This window comes from Sphingomonas taxi, from assembly GCF_000764535.1.
Lineage (GTDB): Bacteria > Pseudomonadota > Alphaproteobacteria > Sphingomonadales > Sphingomonadaceae > Sphingomonas > Sphingomonas taxi.
In genome coordinates, this window is record NZ_CP009571.1 from 83,010 (window position 1) to 101,269 (window position 18,260).

The window sequence follows — 18,260 nt, forward strand, 5'->3', positions numbered from 1 at the left end:
TGCGGGAGAGCAGCCCTCGCTTTACCTCTCGTCGGGCCGGCCATTCCCGTTGGGCCCGACTGCGTAGAGAGCGACCGAACGCTCCAGCTCAGCCCCATCAGGTGATGGCCCACCGATCCGTCGACCGCGCGCCACCTCGCCCAGGCGAATTGTAGCATTCGCGGCGCTCGGATCCACGTTTCCGTGGCGCCCGAGTCCGGCGCGCTCACGAGAGGCTTGCAACCCATCGTTGCAGCGCGGGAGTGTCGCGCATGTCGCCGGTGTAACGGTGAACCGGCACCGCAGGGACGTTCGATCCGCGCTTGCGGCCGCGATAGACCTTCATCGGCACGATCGCCTGCGCGAAGCCGCTCGGCAGGGGGACGCGGCGGATGTCCATATAGAGCGAGTCGGCGCCCGTCTCCTGCCCGATCTGCACCGCGCCGAGCGCAGTCCACAGGTCAACCGCGTCGAGGCAGGCGGACGCGCAGCCGAGGTCGGTCAGCACGTACACCCGGCCCTTCGGCGGCAGCACGGGAGCCGTGATATCGGTGGGCGGCGCCGCGGCCTCCTCGTCGGCCTCCCGCCACAGCGTGTCGCCGCGCGCGAGCGCGCTGTTGAGCCCCGCAGAGACACGATCCCCCCAGCGCATCGCCTCGGGCGAAGCGTCCGGCGCCGCTCGCCAGGCGGAGCGATAGCCGTCGATCGTCGCAAGATTGCCTGGCGACACGCGCCAGTCGACCGCCTGGCTATCCGATGGCAGCCTCCGAATCGCAGCGGCGCCCCATAGGATCGTCGCGACCTGTCTCGACCAGTCGGACGAGCCGCCATTGTTGCCGCGCAGGTCGAGCACGATGCGCGGCGCCGCCGCGAGCCCTGCGGCATCGGCCTTCATGCTGGCGATCAGCGGCACCAGAGCTTTGGCATCCTTACCCATAGGGTCGCTGTCAAAACCCGAGAGCGTGTACCAGCGAGTGCCATCGGGCAGCGTCGTCCCGCCGATCTCGGGATGCGCGCGCGGGCTCGCCGCCGCGAAGCGGGTGTCGAACTCGGCGTCGGGCAGGTCGCGCCATTGCAACACGACCTCGCGCGATCTGCCGTCTACCGTGAAGCGGCAGCGTGCGGGGCGACGGACGTACGGGTTGCCCGCGTCGATGAACAGGCGGCCCGCGGTTGAGGCCCGCTGGCTGAAAAGACTCCAGCGGCCGCGGAAATCGCCGACGTTCCGCATGGCGAGGGTCTTTGCGGGGATGCCGTCGCAGCTTACCAGCTCGGCGCCAAGCGGCAGGGCAACGTCGTCGGCGCGGGTGACAACCACCGCCCGCTCGGCACCGTCGAGCGTGGTGAGGAAGCCCGGCCAGCGCAGCGGCAGCGGCACCGGCTGGTTGACATCGAACGCGACATGGCCGTCGTCGAAGCCAGCGACATAAGCGCGCATCGCCCACAGATAGGCAGGATAGTCGCGTGCGTTCGCCGCCCGGCGCAGCGCCAGTGCGAGCCCGGCATCATTGCGCTCGGTGAAACGGGGGTCGAGGCGATTGACCGGGCCCGGATGGTTCGCCGCTATCGCGTCGTGGAACGCGGTCGCATCGGCCCGCAGCGTTGCCGACCAGTCGCGGAGCGGCTCAGCTGCGGCGGCTAGCAACGGAATGGTGAGTGCGATCAAGCTCTTGTGCATGGTCATGTCCTCAGTAGCCCTCCGGCGTCGCGTCGAGCATCGCGGCGGGCGTCGACCCGGCCTTGCTGTTCGAGGCGGTGGCGGGCGGGCCGCTCGACTATGGCTATCTGCACGCCAAGGGCAAGGCGATGCTGGCGAACGACTTCGCGCCGAGCTTCTCGGTCGAGAGAGGCGCCAAGGATGCGCAGCTCGTTAACGATGCGGCGACGGCGGCCGGGGTGCAGGTCGATCTGGCGGCGGCGGGGCTGGAACGCTTTCGCCGGGTGGTCGCGGCCGGGCATGGCGATGCGGATGTCGCCGCTTCGTTCTTGGCGTGACGCGCGTCGAGACGCTCGTCGACAGCCTGCCGGTCGGTCGCCTGAGCAAGCCGAGGGACAACGCACTCTGGAAAAAACGCTGCGCTGATCGATAATCCATAAGGTTAATCGGAAGATCATATCTGCAGCAGGTTCCGCGCGATGCGCCAGACCACGTCCAAATGACCGGGCAACAAGATCACACCCCCGCATGGTCGTTCGGCACGCGGGCGCAAGATGGGCGCGATCGTTTGCCTATAGAACAGGAACGGGACTCCCGTCGGTGTGAAGCCGGCTTGCAGGGTTTATGCGCGTGCCTCTCGGCGACTGCCCTTGCGGCGGGCTTGCCGTCGACTGACGGGATCGCCACGAGGTCCACCAGCAGATGGGCGGCACGGTCCTGCGCTCCGTCCGGCGCAATCTGCGCCGCGACCAGTGATCGCCGCGACGAGGCTCGGGAGGATCATAAGGTCACCCGCGCGCACGTATAAAGGAAGCGGCCGTTGATCCCGATCGGCGACAAGGGGTCGTACGCCAGATTGCCCGCGCCGTTGAAATCGTCGATCGACCGATCGGGATAACGGTCGAGCAGGTTGCTTCCCCCGACGCTCACGGTCATTCCGCGGCGCACGGCCAGCGACAGCTCGGCATCAAGCGACCATGCCGCCCCGAACCGCTGCCGCGGCGTGAAGCCGCCGCCGAAATCGAAGACGTGTTCGACCGATCCATAGCGGACGCCGCGCAGGAGACCGGAGACCGCCCCACGGGCCGCATCCGCCGACAGGATGATCTTGTCGCGCGGTGCGGCGGTCTCCAGCGTATTGGTCTCCTCCAGCCCGATCAGCCCGCCGCCGATGCCGTTGGCGGCGAGTTGCGCCGGCGGCGCCGTGACGCGACGGATCGTGTTCCTGGCATAGCTATAGGCTGCGGCCAGTCCGATCGTGGTGCCGCCGTAGGTGCGGCGATAGTCCGCGACCGCATCGATCCCGCGCGTCTTCAGGTCGACCGCGTTAGTGAAGAAATTGATCGCGTCATAGGTGGCGAGACCGAGCGCGCTGCGCCGCGACGGCGTCACGGCGGACAGATCGAAGCGTTCCGACAGTGTGATGCGATCGTCGATCAGGATTTGGAAGACATCGACCGACAGCCGCAGTCCCGGCACCGGCGTGGTGGTGATCCCGCCCGACAGGTTGACGCTGCGCTCGGGTCGCAGGTCGCGCGCGCCCAGTCCGCGCGCCGCCGGACTGTCGACCGGCAGCGTAGAGACGCGGCGCAGCTGCCCGCCCTCGCCAAAACTGAGCGAGGTGGCAGACGTGCCGAGCTGTGCGAGGCCCGGCGCGCGAAAGCTGTTCGACACCGATCCGCGTACCGCGAGGCCGGGTGCGATCGCCCAGCGCACGGCGGCCTTCCCCGCCACCGCGGTGCCCGCATCCGAATAATGTTCGATCCGTCCCGCCACATCGGCCAGCACGCCCGGCAGCAGGTCGGCAGAGGCTTCGGCATAGCCGGCCACGACGTCGCGCCCCAGCGAGCGGGCATCGTCCGGAGTCAACCCCGGACCGGCCTGGGCCCCCGGCTGCAATCCCAGTGACGCCGGATCCGCGAGCGGTCCGATCGCATAGGAGGCGGCATCCCCGGGGCGGGAGCGCCAGCGCTCATGCCGATATTCCAGGCCCGCCGCCAGCGTGACGGGCGAGGTCAGCCCGAGGTCATAGTCCCGCGACACGTCGAGATTGCCGACGAGCTGATCCGAGCGGGTTCGGGACAGCAGGAAGGCGGTCGGGCTGGCGGCACCGAGCGAATAATTGAGCGAGTCGCGCAGCCGATAGCGGATCCAGTTGCCGCCATAGGTGACGCTGCCATCGACCTTCCACCCGCCAAGTATGCCGCGCACGCCAGCGGTGACCGAAAGGTCGCCGTTGCGGACGAGACTTTGCGGGAGGAACCCGTTGCCCGGCTGGCCGGGCGCGACATAATCGTCGCCCTTGCCGTCGACGATGACCGGCCAGCGGAAGAAATTGGCGCCGGCCGCTTCGCGCAGATGCAGGATGCCGAAGCTGTAGAGCGTCGCGCCGTCGTCGCCCGCGCTTTCGGCATTGAACCACAGATGGCCGCTGTCGACCCGCGGATCGCCGACCTTGAACAGCCGCCGCCCGAGAAATGCGTCGTTGCGCGGATCGGCATAGCTGCCGTTCGATAGATATTGGCCGCCGCGATCATAGCCGGCGCGGTTGGTGCCTTGCTGCCGGCCATAATCGCCGCCAAGGGTAAGAAAGCCGGTCTCGCCGAGCCGCGTGCCGGTCTTCAGGTCGATGACGGCGGTGCGCCCGTCGTGCAGTGTCCGGTCGAGCGCATCGGGCCGGGTGACGTTTCCGCCATATGTGATGCCGGCGGCGGCGCCATGGTCGAGCCGGTCGAGACCGATATCGACGACGCCGGCGATCGCATCCGAGCCATATTGCGCGCCCGCCCCGTCGCGCAGCACGTCGAGCCTCGCGACGCCGCCGACGGGTAGCGTGTTGAAATCCACCGGCGCCGTGCCGCGGCCGATCTTGGCGTCGAGCGCCGTCGTCGCGGTGGGATGATAGCGTTTGCCGTTGACCAGCACGAGGACCTGATCGGGCGAAAGACCACGCAACTGCGCCGCGCGCACGGTGTCGCCGACGCCCGAATTCGACTGGCGCGGGAAGTTGAACGCGGGCAGCAACGTGGCGAGCGATTGGGCGAGCTCGCCGTTCGCGCCCGCCTGACGGATCGCATCGCCGCGGATCACATCGATCGGCACCGGGCTGTCGGTGGTGTTGCGTCCCGCGCCGCGCGTGCCGATGACGGTGATATCCGCCCGGGCAGCCTCGCCGTCGTCATCCGGGTGCGCCTCCTGCGCCCGTACGCTGCCGCCAGCGACCAGCCATATGGCCGCGACCCCGACGAGCAGCCGCTGCCGCATCATCCTCATCATGTCCCCCATCGTCGTCTTGCAATCCGATATTCCATTTGACTGGTCGGAATTGGCAAGGATTGATAACGGACCCGTAACAAAAACTTCCCGGCCCTTCGGCTGGGGCTGAACGGGGACGTACATGACGGAATCCGCGTCTTTCTTGCCGACCGGCGCCGAGCGCGACATGCCGCTGCGCCGGTTGATCGGCCCCTGGCAGGCGTCGTCGGTGGTGATGGGCATGGTCGTCGGCGCCGGTATCTTCCGCTCGGCGTCGTTCGTCGGCAGCGCACTGGGATCCGCGTTCGCCGTCTATGCCGCCTGGACGATCGGCGGCATCGTCGCGCTGATCGGGGCGCTGTGTTACGCCGAATTGAGTTCGGCCTTTCCGCATCCCGGTGGCGATTATCGCTTCCTCAAGGAGGCCTATGGCGACACCATCGCGTTCCTGTTCGCCTGGTCGCGCTTCGCGGTGATCTTCACCGCCTCGGCCGCGATGCTCGCCTTCGTCGGGACCGATTATCTCGGCGAGATGATCCCGATGGACGGCACTGCGCGCGCGATCCTCGCGGGCACCCTCGTCGTCGCGCTCAGCGCGATCAACCTGCGTGGGTTACGGACGAGTGCGCGCAGCGAAGTGGTGTTCGTCCTGCTCGACGTCGTCGCGCTGCTCGCGGTCGGCGGCGCCGCATTGTGGCTGACGTTGCAGGGCGGCGTGGAGCATAATCCGGTTTCCGGCTCGTATCCCACACCCGATTTCGGCGTGGCGATGGTCTATGTCATGCTGGCTTATGGCGGCTTCAACGACGCCGCGACGCTCTCGGCCGAGGTGCGGCGGCCGCGCGACATGACCCGCGCGCTGATCGGTGGGATGAGCGCGGTCACCGCACTCTACCTCGTCGCCAACTGGGCCTATCTGCAGGTCCTGGGCAGCGCCGGTCTCGCGACCAGCGACGCGCCTGCCGCCGCGGTGATGCTCGCCGTATTCGGGCGCACGGGCGAAACGATCATGGTCGCCGCGGTCGGACTGGCGACGATGGCGGTGCTCAACGCGCTGCTCATCGTCGGGGGGCGCACGCTTTATGCCGCGGCCGCCGACACGCCCGGGCTGGAACGGCTCGCCGGCTGGGACCTGTCGCGTGGCGTGCCGCGCGCGGCGATCCTGCTCCAGACCGTCATCACGCTGCTGCTGATCGTGTGGGGTGCCCTGACGCCGACCGGCTTTGCGACGATGGTCGACTATATGTCGCCGGTCTATTGGCTGTTCCTGACGCTCAGCGCGCTCGCCGTGCCGATCCTGCGCCGCAAGCGCCCGGCGGCGGTGCGGCCGTATCGCATGCCGTTCGCGCTATTGTTGTCGGCGATCTTCGCCGGAGTCGCGCTCTACATCCTTCGCGCCAGCGTCGTCCATGTCGGCCCGATCGGCGCGCTGACCAGCTTCGGTACGATCGTCATCGGTCTGGTCGCACGGTGGATCCTGCACCGCTACGCCGCGCGCCGCGACGCTCGCGAGGGCGCCTGCGTCCACTGACGAACGCCACGTGGGGCGCCGGACGGCTCCAGGCGAGCCGCGATCCTGTCGTTCAGCTCTTCGGCAGCCCGGGCGGGTTCGTCTGCGACCGGTCGATCGCTTCCGCTTCGAGGCCCCAGCGTTTGAGCAGGCGCGCGTAGGTGCCGTTGGCGATCTGCGCGTTGAGCGCCGCGGTGATCGGCTCGGTGAGTCCCGATCCCTTGCGCGTGGCCACCGCGACCTGCGCGGCCAGCGGCCAGCCGCCCGAGAAGCTGCCGACCTTGCGCGTCTTGCCGTCGCGCGCCGCCCAGGCGGAGGTCGAGTTCGGGTCGAACGACACGTCGACGCGGCCAGACAGCAACGCCAGCCGCATGATCCCGGTATCGTCATAATATTGCGGTTTCGCAGGCTTCAGCCCGGCGGCGATATTCTGCGCGTTCCAGCGATCGAGGATCTGCGACTGGTTGGTGCTCGCGCCCACCGCGACCGACAGGCCGGCGATGTCCCGCGGCGCGTTGACCGCCTTCACCGGCCCGTCGCTGCGCGTGTAGATGCCGAGCAGGTCGTTGCGATAGGTCGAGAAATCGAACTTGGCCTTGCGCTCCTCGGTCACCGTCACGTTCGACAGCACCGCGTCATATTTGCCCGATTCCAGCCCGAGCGGCCAATCCGCCCAGGCGACCGGGACGACATGCAGTTCCAATCCGAGGCTGTCGGCGATCAGTCGCGCGGTATCGGGCTCGGTGCCGATCACCGTGGTGCCGTCGGCGGCGAAATCGGCGAGCGGCAATTGCCCGACCGTCATCGCGACGGTCAGCGTCCCCGGTTCGGCGAGACGCAGCGGCTTGGGCAGCCGCGCGATCACCGCGTCGACCTTCTTCGCGCGGATCGGTGGTGCGTCCTGCGGCCCTGCCGCATCGGGCGGCGGCTTGCAGCCCGGCGAGACGAGCGTCAGCGCAAGGATCGTGGTGAGGATCAGCCGCATTCAGAGGACCTTGGAGAGGAATTCGGCGGTCCGCGCCTCGCGCGGCCGGGTGAGGATCTGGTCGGGCCGGCCGGTCTCGACGATGCGGCCGGCGTCCATGAACACGATCGTATCGGCGACCTCGCGTGCGAACCCGATCTCGTGCGTGACGATGATCAGCGTCGTGCCCGATCGCGCCAGCTCCTTGATGACGTCGAGCACCTCGCCCACCAGTTCGGGGTCGAGCGCCGAGGTCGGCTCGTCGAACAGCAATACCTTGGGTTTGAGCGCGAGCGCGCGGGCGATCGCGACGCGTTGTTGCTGGCCGCCCGACAGGTGGCGCGGATAGGCGTCCGCCTTGTCCGACAGGCCGACGCGCGCGAGCCATTCGCGCGCCTCCACATCGATCTCGGCCCGCGGGCGGCCGCGCACGCTGACCGGCGCCTCGACCACATTCTCCAACACGGTAAGATGCGGAAACAGGTTGAAGCCCTGGAATACCATGCCGACGTCGACGCGGCGGCGCAGGATTTCGGGCTCCTTGAGCTCGAACAGCAGCTCGCCCTGCTGGCGATAGCCGATCAGCGCGCCGTCGACCGCGATGAACCCTTCGTCGACGCGTTCGAGATGGTTGATCGTGCGCAGCAGCGTCGACTTGCCCGAGCCCGAACGTCCGAGGATGACGGTGACGCTGCCCGAGGGTGCGGTGAACGACACGTCGTCGAGCACGCGCAACGCCCCGAAGCTCTTGGTGACATGCTCGACCACGACCGTACCGCCGCGGACGAACGGGAGCGCGGCGGCCGCCGGCGGCGCCGCGGCGGACGAAGCCGGGGATGCGACGGCGAAGGACACGCGCGCCGCCGTTCCCGCCGCGCCGCGCGCGAAGCGCCGCTCGATCCGTCGCTGCGCCACCGACAGCGCGGTGAGGATGATGAGATACCAGACCGTCGCCACCATCAGCAGCGGCACGACGTCGAGGTTGCGCCGGTAGATGACCTGCACCGTGTAGAACAATTCGGGCAGCGCGAGGATGTAGACGACCGACGTCCCCTTCGCGAGATTGATGATCTCGTTGAACGCGGGCGGCAGGATGCTGCGCATCGCCTGCGGCAGCACGATGCCGAAGATCTGGCGGCGGCGCGGCAGGCCGAGCGCGGCGGCGGCCTCGCGCTGGCCATGGTCGACCGACAGGATGCCGCCGCGGATGATTTCCGACGAAAAGGCCGCCTGGTTGAGCGTCAGCCCGATCACCGCCGCGCTGAACGGGCTGATGAGTGCGGTCGTCGACCAGGATGCGAAGGTGATGCCGGTCAGCGGGATGCCGAGGCCGATCGTCGCGTAGAGATAGCCGAGATTGTTGAGCAACAGCAGCAACACGATCAGCGGGATCGAGCGGAACAGCCAGATATAGCCCCACGCCACGCCGGCGAGCAGCGGCGATCCCGACACGCGCGCCAGTGCCAGCGCGGTGCCGAGCAGCGACCCGAACAGCGTGCCGAGCAATGTCAGCAGCAGCGTCCGCCCCAGCCCGGCGATCACCGGTTCCGACAGAAACCATTGCGCGAACACCGGCCAGCCCCAGCGCGGATTGCCGAAGATCGACGCGGCGATCGACGCGATCAGGATCACCGCGATGACCGTTCCTGCGGTCCGCGCCGGATAGCGCGCCGGGACGATGCGCAGATGGTCGTAGCGGCCGGTCGCGGCATGGTGATCGGACGGCAGCACGGCGGCGGTCATGCGTCGCGCACCGTCTTCGCCAATCCCTTTTCGAAGGGCAGCTTGAACAGCGCCGCGAGATCGGCCTGCGGATCGTAGAGCGGGCTATAGCCGAGCCGGTGGTAGAGCGCCGCCGCCTCGGGCTGGCGGAAGCCGGTGGTGAGGAAGACGCGGGTATAGCCCAGCCGTGTCGCCTCCGCCTCCAGCGCGGCGACGATGCGGATCGCCAGCCCCTGCCGGCGATGGCGGTCGGCGGTCCAGATCCGCTTGAGCTCGGCGGTGAGTGGATCGGCGTGGCGCATGAAGCCGCCCCCCGCGATGGGCTCGCCGTCGCGCAGGAGGAGCAGGAAGGCGCCGTGCGGCGGCTCGAACGCCTCCGCCGGGTAGCGGTGATAGACCTCCTGTTCGGCGGCACCGGCATGATCGGGCAAATCGCCGTAACGACGGTCGTATTCGCCGAGCAAGCCTTCGAGCAGCGGGCGGGCGAGCGGGTCGCGTGGCGACGATGGGACGATCCGGTCCTGTTCAAATCCCGGCGGCGCGGCGGCGGCGCCGGCATGCAACGTGGCAGGGGCGGTGGACATCGGACGATCCTCCGGACTCAGGACAGATAGGTCTCGGCGAGCCGCGCCCAGAAGGCGGCGGCGGGCGCGATGACGGCATCGTTGAAGCGGTAGCGCGGGCTATGCAGCGGCGCGCCGTCGCCGGTGCCGACGAACAGGAAGCTGCCCGGCCGCGCCTGCAGCATGAAGGCGAAATCCTCGCTCGCGGTGCGCGGCGCGAGGTCGGCGATCAGCCCCTCCGCGCCGAACAATCCGGTCGCGACGTCGCGCGCGAAGGCGGTTTCGGCGGGATGGTTGATGACGCTGGGGAAACCGGCGCGCTGCTCGATCTCGGCGGTCGCGCCGAAGCCGGCGAGCACCTGCCGCGCGAGTTCGGGAATGCGCGCCTGCAATGCGTCGCGCACCTCGGGGCGGAAGGTGCGGACGGTCAGCTTGAGATCGACGTGATCGGGGATGACGTTGGCCGCGTCGCCGCCGTGGATCGAGCCGACCGTCACCACGGCGGTGTCGAGCGGCGCGACGTTGCGCGACACGATCGTCTGCAAGGCGGTGATCAGATGCGCGGCGGCGACGACCGGGTCGACCGTCTCGTGCGGTGCGGCGCCATGGCCGCCCTTGCCGACGACGCGGATGCCGATCCAGTCGACCGAGGCCATCGCCGGCCCGTCGACGAAGCCGAGCTTGCCCGCGGGCAGGCCCGGCCAATTGTGCAGGCCATAGACCGCGTCGCAGGGAAACCGCTCGAACAGACCGTCGGCGATCATCCGCTTCGCGCCCTGGCCGATCTCCTCGGCGGGCTGGAAGATCAGGTGCAGCGTACCCGAGAATGTGCCCTGTTCGGCGAGATAGCGCGCCGCGGTCAGCAGGATCGTCGTATGACCGTCATGGCCGCAGGCGTGCATCCGGCCCGGCGCCTCGCTGGCGAACTCGAGCCCGCTCGCCTCCTCGATCGGCAGCGCGTCCATATCCGCGCGGATGCCGAGCGACCGGGTCCCGTCGCCGCGCCTGAGCGTTCCGACCAGCCCGGTGCCGCCGACTCCGGTGGTGACCGCATAGCCCCAGCCGCGCAGCAGGTCGGCGACGCGGCCGCCGGTGCGGTGTTCGTCCCACGCCAGTTCGGGGTGGCGATGGAAGTCGTGTCGCAGCGCGATCGATTCGTCGATGAACGTCTCGATCGCGGCATGGACGGGCGCGACGTTCCGGCGGAGCATTGTATCGGTCATGCGCTGCGCCGCGTATCGGTGGCGTCCGTCGCCGGCGCCGCATGGCGGCTTTCGCGATAGGGCAGGCCGAGATGGTCGCGCAGCGTCGTGCCGTGCAGCACCCGGTCGTAGCGTCCGCGCGCTTCCAGCGCCGGCAGCACATGCGTCACGAAATCGTCGAGCCCTTCGGCGGCGACGGGAAAGCCGAGGATGAAGCCGTCCGCCGCGCCGGTATCGACCCAGCGGATGATCTCGTCGGCGACCTTTTCGCCGCTGCCGAGGAAATGCGGTCGCGGCGTCGCCGAGCGCAGCGCCACCTCGCGCAGCGTGAGGCCGAGCGCGCGCGCCTCCGCCTTGATCCGGTCGGTGGTCGAGCGGAAGCTGTTCGCGCCGATGTCGCCCAGCTCGGGGAAGGGGGCGTCGAGCGGATGGGCGCTGAAATCATGGTGGTCGAAGAACCGGCCGAGATAATCGAGCGCATCCTCGATCGTCAGCAGGTTGCGGATCGTCTCGAATTTCGCCTCCGCCGCCGCATCCGTCGCGCCGGTGACCACGGCGATGCCGGGGAAGATCTTGACGTGATCCGCGGATCGGCCATGCACCACCGCGCTTGCCCGGACCTGCGCGCGGAAGCGCGTCGCCTCGTCGTGCGTCGCCGGACCGGTGAACACCGCATCGGCGAACTTGCCGGCGAGCCCGATCCCCGCCTCGGACGATCCCGCCTGGAAAATGACCGGCTGCCCCTGCGGCGACCGGCCGATGTTGAGCGGCCCCTCGACCGCAAAGAACCGCCCCTTGTGGTCGAGCCGGCGGAAGCGCGCCTTGTCGACATAGGTGTCGCTCGTCCGGTCGCGCGGGAAGGCGTCGTCGTCCCACGAATCCCACAGCCCCTGCGCGACGGTGAGATATTCGTCGGCGATCTCGTAGCGCAGCGCGTGATCGGGATGCGCGCGCCCGTAATTGCGGCCCGACCCCTCGAGCGGCGAGGTGACGACGTTCCAGCCGGCGCGGCCACCGCTGATGAGGTCGAGCGAGGCGAATTGCCGCGCGACGGTGAACGGATCGCTGTACGAGGTCGATACGGTGCCGGCGAGGCCGATCCGGCTGGTCGCGGTTGCCAATGCGGACAGGATGGTCAGCGGCTCGAACCTGTTGAGAAAGTGGGGAATCGACTTTTCGTTGATGTAGAGTCCGTCGGCGACGAAGGCGAAGGCGATGCCGTTCGCCTCGGCCTTCAGCGTCTGCCCGGTGAGGAAGGGCAGGTTGATACTGGCGTCGGCCGGATTGCTCGGGTGCTTCCAGGCATGCATGTGGCCGCCGGGACCGTGCAGCATGAGGCCGAAGGGGATCGAAGACCGGCTGCTCATCGCATTCGCTCCTGGCGTAAAGGGGGTCAGGCCGCGCGCGCTTCGAAGGCGCGGGCGGGGGACAGGGTCAGCGGCGCGAGCCGCTCGATCGAATCGAGCCGCTGGGCGAAGCCGGCGACCGGCGTGTCGATGACGAATTCCTCGACGCCGAACGCGGCGTGCAGCCGGTCGAGCTCGGCGCGGACCTGTGCCGCGGTGCCCGACAGCACGTTCGGCACGATCTCCTCGGTCGTATAATCGGCGACGCCTGCCTGCCGCGCGAATTCGGCGGCGGCATCGAGATTGGGCAGGTTGACCGTCTGCCCATCGGCGAGCCGCACGCGATAGAGGCGCAGCGGGCCGACATGGCGCCGTGCAATCGCTTCGGTCTCGGCCGCGAAGGCGACGAGCGCGAGCAGCGGCGACCGGCCCGTCGCCGCGCGATAGACGGCGAAGGCGCGACCCATCCGTTCGGCATCGCCGTCGAAATGCCCCGCATAGCAGAAGTCCCAGCCGAGCTCGCCGGCGAGCGCCGCGCTCTCGACGCTGGCGCCGAGCAGGATGCGGCTCGCCGGCTCCTCCGGGCGCGGCGCGGCGATCGCGCCGGCATAGGGATGGTCGTCGGGCAGCGCGCCGGTGACGAACGCGTCGAGGTCGCGCAGCTTCGCCGCGAAATCCTGCGCCGCCGCCCCTTGCTGGTTGGCGCGGAGCGCCCGCGTCGCATTGGGGAGGCCGCCCGGCGCCTTGCCGATCCCCAGATCGACCCGTCCCGGCGCGAGCGCGGCGAGCAGATTGAACGTCTCGGCGACCTTATACGGCGGATAATGTTGCAGCATCACGCCGCCCGAGCCGACCCGGATCCGCCGCGTGCGCGCGAGCACGAACGCCGCGAGCGTCTCGGGCGCCGAGCTGCCCAGCGTCGCCATGCCGTGATGTTCGGCGAACCAATAGCGATGATAGCCGAGCTGGTCCGCGCGCACCGCCAGCTTGACGGTCCCGTCGAGCGCATCGGGCGCGGCGACCCCCTCGGGGATCAGGGCCTTGTCGAGGATGCTCAGGCGATAGGCCATGGTGGTCGCATATCCTCCGCATTGTTCGCCGCGACATCGGCCGTATCGTCTGATTTAATACCTACCAATCTCATATGATAACATAGTTCCATCTGGAGCAGTTAAAGCCCAGCTTTGCCGATTCTTCAGGAAAGCTCGATCGCCGGGCCAAGGCATTCCCTCGTCATGACAAATCATCGATACCCTATCGTTCTAATGGGAATTATAGAAATTCTATCAGGCGATCGGCGCGACGCTCCGTAGGATGCGGGGGTCGGAGCGTGGCCGGGACAGGCCCTCCGTCCCGGTTCCGTCAGAATGGCCGGTCGTAGCGAATGGAGGTGCTCGCGTGACGGAGAAGAACGTCCTTCGCTTGCCGAAGGCAAATCTGGTCGGTGCCGCGCCACGCCTTCGCCGCCGGGCACGGTGCGGGATAAGCCTCGTCGCGGCAATGCTCGGGCTAGCTGCGGAGGGCGGAGCGCCGGTTCGCGCCGCCGATGCGGGGGCTACGGTCGACTGGGTCGCGGCGCCGATCGTCGCGGCACGGCCGGGGCGCCGGGTCGTCATCACCGTCCGCGGCACGATCCGCGACGGCTGGCACGTCTATGGGCTGAAGCAGGCGGCCAACGGTCCGACGCCGCTGCGCGTCTCGCTCGACCCGAATGCGGTCGCTCGAGCCGACGGTGCGGCCAGCGGCAGCAGTTCGATCAACGCGTTCGATCCCGCCTTCGGTTTCGTCACGCCGACGCATGCCCATGCCGTCAGCCTGACCGTGCCGGTGCGGCTTCGCGCCGGACTGGCACCGGGACGCCAGCAGGTACCGGTCACCATCCGCTACCAGTCCTGCGACGGCCGTATCTGCCTGCCGCCGCGAACGGTGCATATCGCGGCACCGGTCGAGATCGTCGCCTGAGCGATGGGAGGCGTGGTTCGCTCCCCCCGATCCGGTGCTGAGGCACGACGCGACTCCATGGCCGCGGTCATCGGGCCGCTGTCGCTCGTGGTGGCGACGCTGACGCTCGGTGGCGTCGTCGCCGCCCGGCATATGATCGGTTACGCCGACGCGCAGATCGCGGTGCAGAACCAGGGCTATGTTCCGTTCAGCGATGCGCCGATCCGCTATCGCGATCCGGTCCGCGATCCCGTCGCGCTGGCGCAGAAGGCGCTCGATGAGGGCCGGGCGACGCTCGCCTATGACAAGGACCGCGGCTACCTGCCCGCGGTGCTCAAGCTGCTCGGCATCCCCGTCAGCTCGCAGACGCTGGTGTTTTCGAAAACCAGTTTCCAGTTCACCCGCATCTCCGCCGATCACCCCCGGGCGCTCTACTACAACGACGACGTCTATGTCGGCTCGGTGCATCAGGGAAAAACGGTGGAGCTGATCTCCTTCGATCCGATGCAGGGGGCGATCTTCTACCTGCTGGACGATGTCGACACCGCCCGGCCGCGATTCCAGCGCGCCGAGCTGGACTGTACCCAATGCCATATCGCCGCCGGTACGCGCGGAGTGCCGGGGGTGCTGCTACGCTCGGTCTACCCGGCGCCGACCGGCACGCTGACACCACGCGCACCGCAATATATCACCGACCAGAAAAGCCCGCTCGGCGAGCGCTGGGGCGGCTGGTACGTGACCGGCGCGCTGGCGTCGGCGACGATGGCCAATGCCGCGACCTTGCCGGCCGCTGCGGCAGTCACGCCGGCGGACCGGCGCTTGCCGGCGTTGGGACCGATTAGCACCCGCTTCGACGCCGCCGCCTATCTGACGTCGACCAGCGATCAGGTCGCGCTGCTGGTGCTCGGCCACCAGACGCAGATGCACAATCTCATCACATTGACCAACTACCAGACACGGATCGCGCTGCACATGCTGGCAGCGGGCGGCAAGGTCGCAGCGACCCCGCCGGCGCTCGAATCATTGCCGCCCGCGACGCAGGAGATGATCCGGCGCCCCGCCGAGCAACTGATCCGCTATCTGCTCTTCTCGGGCGAGACGCCGCTCGGCGGGCTGGACCGGCGCAGGACGATCGCCGCCTCCGCATTTGCGCGCACGTTCGCAGCGCAAGGTCCGCGCGACCGGAAAGGCCGCTCGCTCCGCGACTTCGACCTGCACGACCGGATCTTCCGCTATCCGTGCAGCTACCTGATCTATTCCGCCGCGTTCGACGCGATCCCCGAGCCGGCCAAAGGTTATGTTTACCGGCGCTTGCTCGAAATCCTGACCGGCGGCGACCGGAACGCCGATTTCGCCAGTTTGTCGGCGGCGGATCGCGAGGCCATCCTGTCGATCCTGATCGACACCAAGCCGGACCTGCCGCCGGCATGGCGCCGCCACGCCGCCGCCACCGGCCCGTCGAACGTGCGCACGATCCTGAAGACGTAACGGCCCATCCATCATCCACCACGCGATAGGAGACCATCATGACGATGATTTTCAAAGCCACCGCATTCGCCGCCGCACTCCTCGCCGGCGCCCCCGTGATCGGCGCCGAGCCGAATGCATCCGCCGTCATCGGGCGATGGGACGCGGTCCTGTCGCGCAACGGTGTCGACATTCCCTTCCGCCTCGACATCGCGCCGGACGGGGAGGGGCTGAAGGGTGTCTTCTACGATGGCTTCAAGCCCTATGACGGCACCACCAGCGCCACCTTCCGCGACGGCAAACTGGTGCTGAACGTCGATCATTATCTTACCACCATCGATGCGAAGCTGCAGGGCGGCAATCTGGACGGCACCGTCGTCGCGCAGAATCGCGAGACGAGCGCCGACTATGCCTTCCACGCCGTTCGCCACGTCGATGCGCCGCCAGCCGCGGTGAAGGCGCCGGCGATCGCGGGCAATTGGGAAATCCCGCTCGCCACGCCCTCGTCGAAGGGCGAGAAGGCATTCCGCTTCGTCGTGCAGCAACAGGGGGCGGATGTCGCTGCGTCGATCCTGCGCATCGACGGCGACACCGGCGCCTATGCGGGCAGCTTCCGCGACGGCAAATGGGTGCTCAGCCATTTCGACGGCAGCCGCCCCGGCGTGATCGTCGTGACGCCCAGGGTGGACGGCGCGCTCGACATCCAGCAGCAAGTGGAGCGGCCGAAGGTCGCGGCGGCCGGCGAGGCGGCGCCCGTCGCCAGCGATTATGCGTCGGATGCGGCACCGGACGGCCGCTATGCGAAGACGCTGGTCGCCTATCGCCCCGCCGTCGCGCGGGCGAAGGGCTTTGCCGAGCCGGATGGCTTCCTCACCCATACCACGGTCACCAATCCGAACGAGAAGTTCAAATTCGCCTTCCCCGACAATGACGGCCGTATCGTCACCAACGAGGATCCCCGCTTCAAGGGCAAGGTGGTGGTGGCGGTCGTTACTGGCACCTGGTGCCCCAATTGCCACGACGAGGCGCAATATCTGGTCAAGCTGGATAAGCAATATCGCGATCGCGGGCTGGCGATCGTCGCGCTCAACTTCGAGGAGCCCGAGCAGCAGGACACGCTGAAGCGGCAGAAGGCGTTCGTGAAGCAATATGGCGTCAAATACACTTATCTGGAGGCGGGATCGCCCGCCCAGATGTGGGAGAAGGTGCCACAGCTCGCGCATCTCGACACCTGGCCCGCGACGATCTTCATCGGTCGCGACGGCAAGGTGAGGGCGGTTCACTCCGGCTTCGCGTCACCGGCCAGCGGCAGCTATCACGCCCAGCTCCAGCAGGATTTCACCGGTCGCATCGAGCAGTTGCTCGCGGAGCCGGCGCCTGCCGTCGCATCCGCTGGGTCTGCCGTGCGGGTCGCGGCGAAGTGATGCGGCGGACGCGGACTGTGCCGGTTCCGGCGGTGCATTGCACCGGAAGCGATGTGGGGTCGGATCGATGCCGGTCGGATGGACGCTGATGCTGCCCGGCGGCGCGGTGGTGCTGTGCGTGGTCGCCGCCGCAAATGCCCAGCATGTCGATCCGCGACCGCGCGGCGCGGTGCTGTTCGAGAATCGCTGCGCGCGGTGTCACGGCGTGGCGGGTGATGGCGACGGCGGCCTTGCGCCGTCGCTGATCGGTATTGTCGGTCGGCCGACGGCGAGTCGATCGGATTACGCCTATTCCACGGCGTTGAAGGCGAAAGGCGGTATCTGGTCGCCGGAGACGCTCGATCGCTATCTCGCCGATCCGCAGGCCTTCGCGCCGGGTACGGAGATGGACGTTCATTCGCCCGACCCGGCCGAGCGCGCGGCGATCATCGAGCAACTGAAGGGGCTACGATAATGGGCCGCGATCCAGGCTCCGCCGGCCCGGCACCGAGCGGCCCGGCACTGGCCGAAGGGCGTGATCGGACGGCATCGGTCAGCGACATGGCGGCCCCGCCGGCGGAGACGGCGGTGATATGGGACGGGTGGGTACGCCTGGTCCATTGGCTGATCGTGCTGCTCTTCGCCGTCTCCTGGTACACACATGGCGGCAATCTGGAATGGCACCGTTATGCCGGCTATGGGCTGCTCACGCTGGTGCTGTTCCGCATCTATTGGGGCTTCGCCGGCAGTACCACCGCGCGATTCTCCCATTTCGTCACCGGCCCCGCCGCCACGATCCGCTATGCGCGCACGTTGCTGCGACGCACGTCCGTGACCCGGGTCGGGCACAATCCACTGGGCGCGATCGCCATCGTCCTGCTGCTCGCGCTGTTGCTGACGCAATGCCTGATCGGGCTGTTCGTGACCGATATCGATGGATTGGAATCAGGCCCACTGTCGGCCTGGGTCAGCTTCGACACCGGTCGGCTGCTGTCGGAATGGCATGGCCGCATCTTCAGGGCGTTGCAGGCGCTGGTCGGGATCCATGTCTTCGCGATCCTCTTCTATCTGATCGTTCGGCGCGACAATCTGATCGGCCCGATGCTCACCGGCCGCAAGCATCTGGTCGAACGGGTCGAGCCGCTGCGGCTTGGCCGCTGGTGGCACGGCGCTGCGGCTTTGATCGTCGTCGCGGTTCTCGTCCTCGCCGTCGTGCGGACAGGCTGACCGCGCCATCCATTCCCCCCCTTA

At 68.3% G+C, this 18,260-nt stretch carries 15 protein-coding genes; 7 read left to right on the forward strand and 8 right to left on the reverse strand.

Annotated elements, in window-relative coordinates:
- Positions 1–205: 205 nt before the first annotated feature.
- Positions 206–1,657: a S41 family peptidase gene (locus MC45_RS00400; protein WP_245640785.1), complete on the reverse strand. Its 1,452-nt coding sequence runs from the start codon at positions 1,655–1,657 to the stop codon at positions 206–208.
- A 38-nt stretch (positions 1,658–1,695) separates the two neighbouring features.
- Here MC45_RS00400 and MC45_RS00405 point away from each other — a divergent pair, with 38 nt between their 5' ends.
- Entirely contained in the window at positions 1,696–1,974 is a 279-nt protein-coding gene (locus MC45_RS00405; RefSeq protein WP_081974259.1) for an NAD-binding protein, read from the forward strand.
- A gap of 442 nt (positions 1,975–2,416) precedes the next feature.
- On the opposite strand, the gene MC45_RS00410 is transcribed toward MC45_RS00405, so the two are convergent.
- Positions 2,417–4,912, reverse strand: a complete 2,496-nt coding sequence (locus MC45_RS00410) for a TonB-dependent receptor plug domain-containing protein (RefSeq protein WP_038658240.1) — start codon at positions 4,910–4,912, stop codon at positions 2,417–2,419.
- Between the two features lie 121 nt (positions 4,913–5,033).
- Here MC45_RS00410 and MC45_RS00415 point away from each other — a divergent pair, with 121 nt between their 5' ends.
- Entirely contained in the window at positions 5,034–6,422 is a 1,389-nt protein-coding gene (locus tag MC45_RS00415; protein ID WP_052075431.1) for an APC family permease, read from the forward strand.
- A gap of 52 nt (positions 6,423–6,474) precedes the next feature.
- Here the strand turns inward: MC45_RS00415 and MC45_RS19110 are convergent, their stop codons facing one another.
- From MC45_RS19110 to MC45_RS00450, 6 genes are read right to left on the reverse strand one after another with little or no spacing between them, the layout of a single operon-like run.
- Positions 6,475–7,386, reverse strand: coding sequence for an ABC transporter substrate-binding protein (locus MC45_RS19110; protein WP_052075432.1), 912 nt, complete (start codon positions 7,384–7,386; stop codon positions 6,475–6,477).
- Complete coding sequence (locus MC45_RS20030) at positions 7,387–9,108, reverse strand: amino acid ABC transporter permease/ATP-binding protein (RefSeq protein WP_156143729.1); 1,722 nt, start codon at positions 9,106–9,108, stop codon at positions 7,387–7,389. It lies immediately after the preceding gene.
- The gene (locus MC45_RS00435) at positions 9,105–9,671 is read right to left on the reverse strand and encodes a GNAT family N-acetyltransferase (RefSeq protein WP_081974261.1); all 567 of its coding nucleotides are present in this window, start codon (positions 9,669–9,671) and stop codon (positions 9,105–9,107) included. Before MC45_RS00435 ends, MC45_RS20030 begins: the two co-directional genes overlap by 4 nt.
- A 17-nt stretch (positions 9,672–9,688) precedes the next feature.
- Positions 9,689–10,873 carry a M20 aminoacylase family protein gene (locus MC45_RS00440; RefSeq protein WP_038658243.1) on the reverse strand — a complete coding sequence of 395 codons (1,185 nt, stop codon included), beginning with the start codon at positions 10,871–10,873 and terminating at the stop codon, positions 9,689–9,691.
- The gene (locus MC45_RS00445; RefSeq protein WP_038658246.1) at positions 10,870–12,219 is read right to left on the reverse strand and encodes an LLM class flavin-dependent oxidoreductase; all 1,350 of its coding nucleotides are present in this window, start codon (positions 12,217–12,219) and stop codon (positions 10,870–10,872) included. The genes MC45_RS00440 and MC45_RS00445 overlap by 4 nt, the downstream gene beginning before the upstream one ends.
- 26 nt (positions 12,220–12,245) lie before the next feature.
- Entirely contained in the window at positions 12,246–13,268 is a 1,023-nt protein-coding gene (locus MC45_RS00450; RefSeq protein WP_038658249.1) for an LLM class flavin-dependent oxidoreductase, read from the reverse strand.
- 430 nt (positions 13,269–13,698) lie between these two features.
- On the opposite strand from MC45_RS00450, the gene MC45_RS00455 reads away from it, so the two are divergent.
- From MC45_RS00455 to MC45_RS00475, 5 genes are all read left to right on the forward strand, one after another.
- Entirely contained in the window at positions 13,699–14,160 is a 462-nt protein-coding gene (locus MC45_RS00455) for a protein-disulfide reductase DsbD domain-containing protein (protein ID WP_038658253.1), read from the forward strand.
- 57 nt (positions 14,161–14,217) lie between these two features.
- Positions 14,218–15,627, forward strand: a complete 1,410-nt coding sequence (locus tag MC45_RS00460; protein ID WP_052075435.1) for a hypothetical protein — start codon at positions 14,218–14,220, stop codon at positions 15,625–15,627.
- Positions 15,628–15,665: 38 nt separating this feature from the next.
- Positions 15,666–17,030: a peroxiredoxin family protein gene (locus MC45_RS00465; protein ID WP_038658256.1), complete on the forward strand. Its 1,365-nt coding sequence runs from the start codon at positions 15,666–15,668 to the stop codon at positions 17,028–17,030.
- Positions 17,031–17,097: 67 nt separating this feature from the next.
- The gene (locus tag MC45_RS00470; protein ID WP_052075436.1) at positions 17,098–17,484 is read left to right on the forward strand and encodes a c-type cytochrome; all 387 of its coding nucleotides are present in this window, start codon (positions 17,098–17,100) and stop codon (positions 17,482–17,484) included.
- On the forward strand, positions 17,484–18,236 hold the full coding sequence (locus tag MC45_RS00475) for a cytochrome b/b6 domain-containing protein (RefSeq protein WP_156143730.1): 753 nt from the start codon (positions 17,484–17,486) through the stop codon (positions 18,234–18,236). Before MC45_RS00470 ends, MC45_RS00475 begins: the two co-directional genes overlap by 1 nt.
- Positions 18,237–18,260 lie beyond the last annotated feature (24 nt).

Excerpts from the sequence above, each read along its gene's own strand:
- MC45_RS00400 (WP_245640785.1), bottom strand. The coding sequence starts at position 1,657 with ATGCACAAGAGCTTGATCGCACTCACCATTCCGTTGCTAGCCGCCGCA.
- MC45_RS00410 (WP_038658240.1), bottom strand. The coding sequence starts at position 4,912 with ATGATGAGGATGATGCGGCAGCGGCTGCTCGTCGGGGTCGCGGCCATA.
- MC45_RS00415 (WP_052075431.1), top strand. The coding sequence starts at position 5,034 with ATGACGGAATCCGCGTCTTTCTTGCCGACCGGCGCCGAGCGCGACATG.
- MC45_RS19110 (WP_052075432.1), bottom strand. The coding sequence starts at position 7,386 with ATGCGGCTGATCCTCACCACGATCCTTGCGCTGACGCTCGTCTCGCCG.
- MC45_RS20030 (WP_156143729.1), bottom strand. The coding sequence starts at position 9,108 with ATGACCGCCGCCGTGCTGCCGTCCGATCACCATGCCGCGACCGGCCGC.
- MC45_RS00435 (WP_081974261.1), bottom strand. The coding sequence starts at position 9,671 with ATGTCCACCGCCCCTGCCACGTTGCATGCCGGCGCCGCCGCCGCGCCG.
- MC45_RS00440 (WP_038658243.1), bottom strand. The coding sequence starts at position 10,873 with ATGACCGATACAATGCTCCGCCGGAACGTCGCGCCCGTCCATGCCGCG.
- MC45_RS00445 (WP_038658246.1), bottom strand. The coding sequence starts at position 12,219 with ATGAGCAGCCGGTCTTCGATCCCCTTCGGCCTCATGCTGCACGGTCCC.
- MC45_RS00450 (WP_038658249.1), bottom strand. The coding sequence starts at position 13,268 with ATGGCCTATCGCCTGAGCATCCTCGACAAGGCCCTGATCCCCGAGGGG.
- MC45_RS00455 (WP_038658253.1), top strand. The coding sequence starts at position 13,699 with ATGCTCGGGCTAGCTGCGGAGGGCGGAGCGCCGGTTCGCGCCGCCGAT.
- MC45_RS00460 (WP_052075435.1), top strand. The coding sequence starts at position 14,218 with ATGGCCGCGGTCATCGGGCCGCTGTCGCTCGTGGTGGCGACGCTGACG.
- MC45_RS00465 (WP_038658256.1), top strand. The coding sequence starts at position 15,666 with ATGACGATGATTTTCAAAGCCACCGCATTCGCCGCCGCACTCCTCGCC.
- MC45_RS00470 (WP_052075436.1), top strand. The coding sequence starts at position 17,098 with ATGCCGGTCGGATGGACGCTGATGCTGCCCGGCGGCGCGGTGGTGCTG.
- MC45_RS00475 (WP_156143730.1), top strand. The coding sequence starts at position 17,484 with ATGGGCCGCGATCCAGGCTCCGCCGGCCCGGCACCGAGCGGCCCGGCA.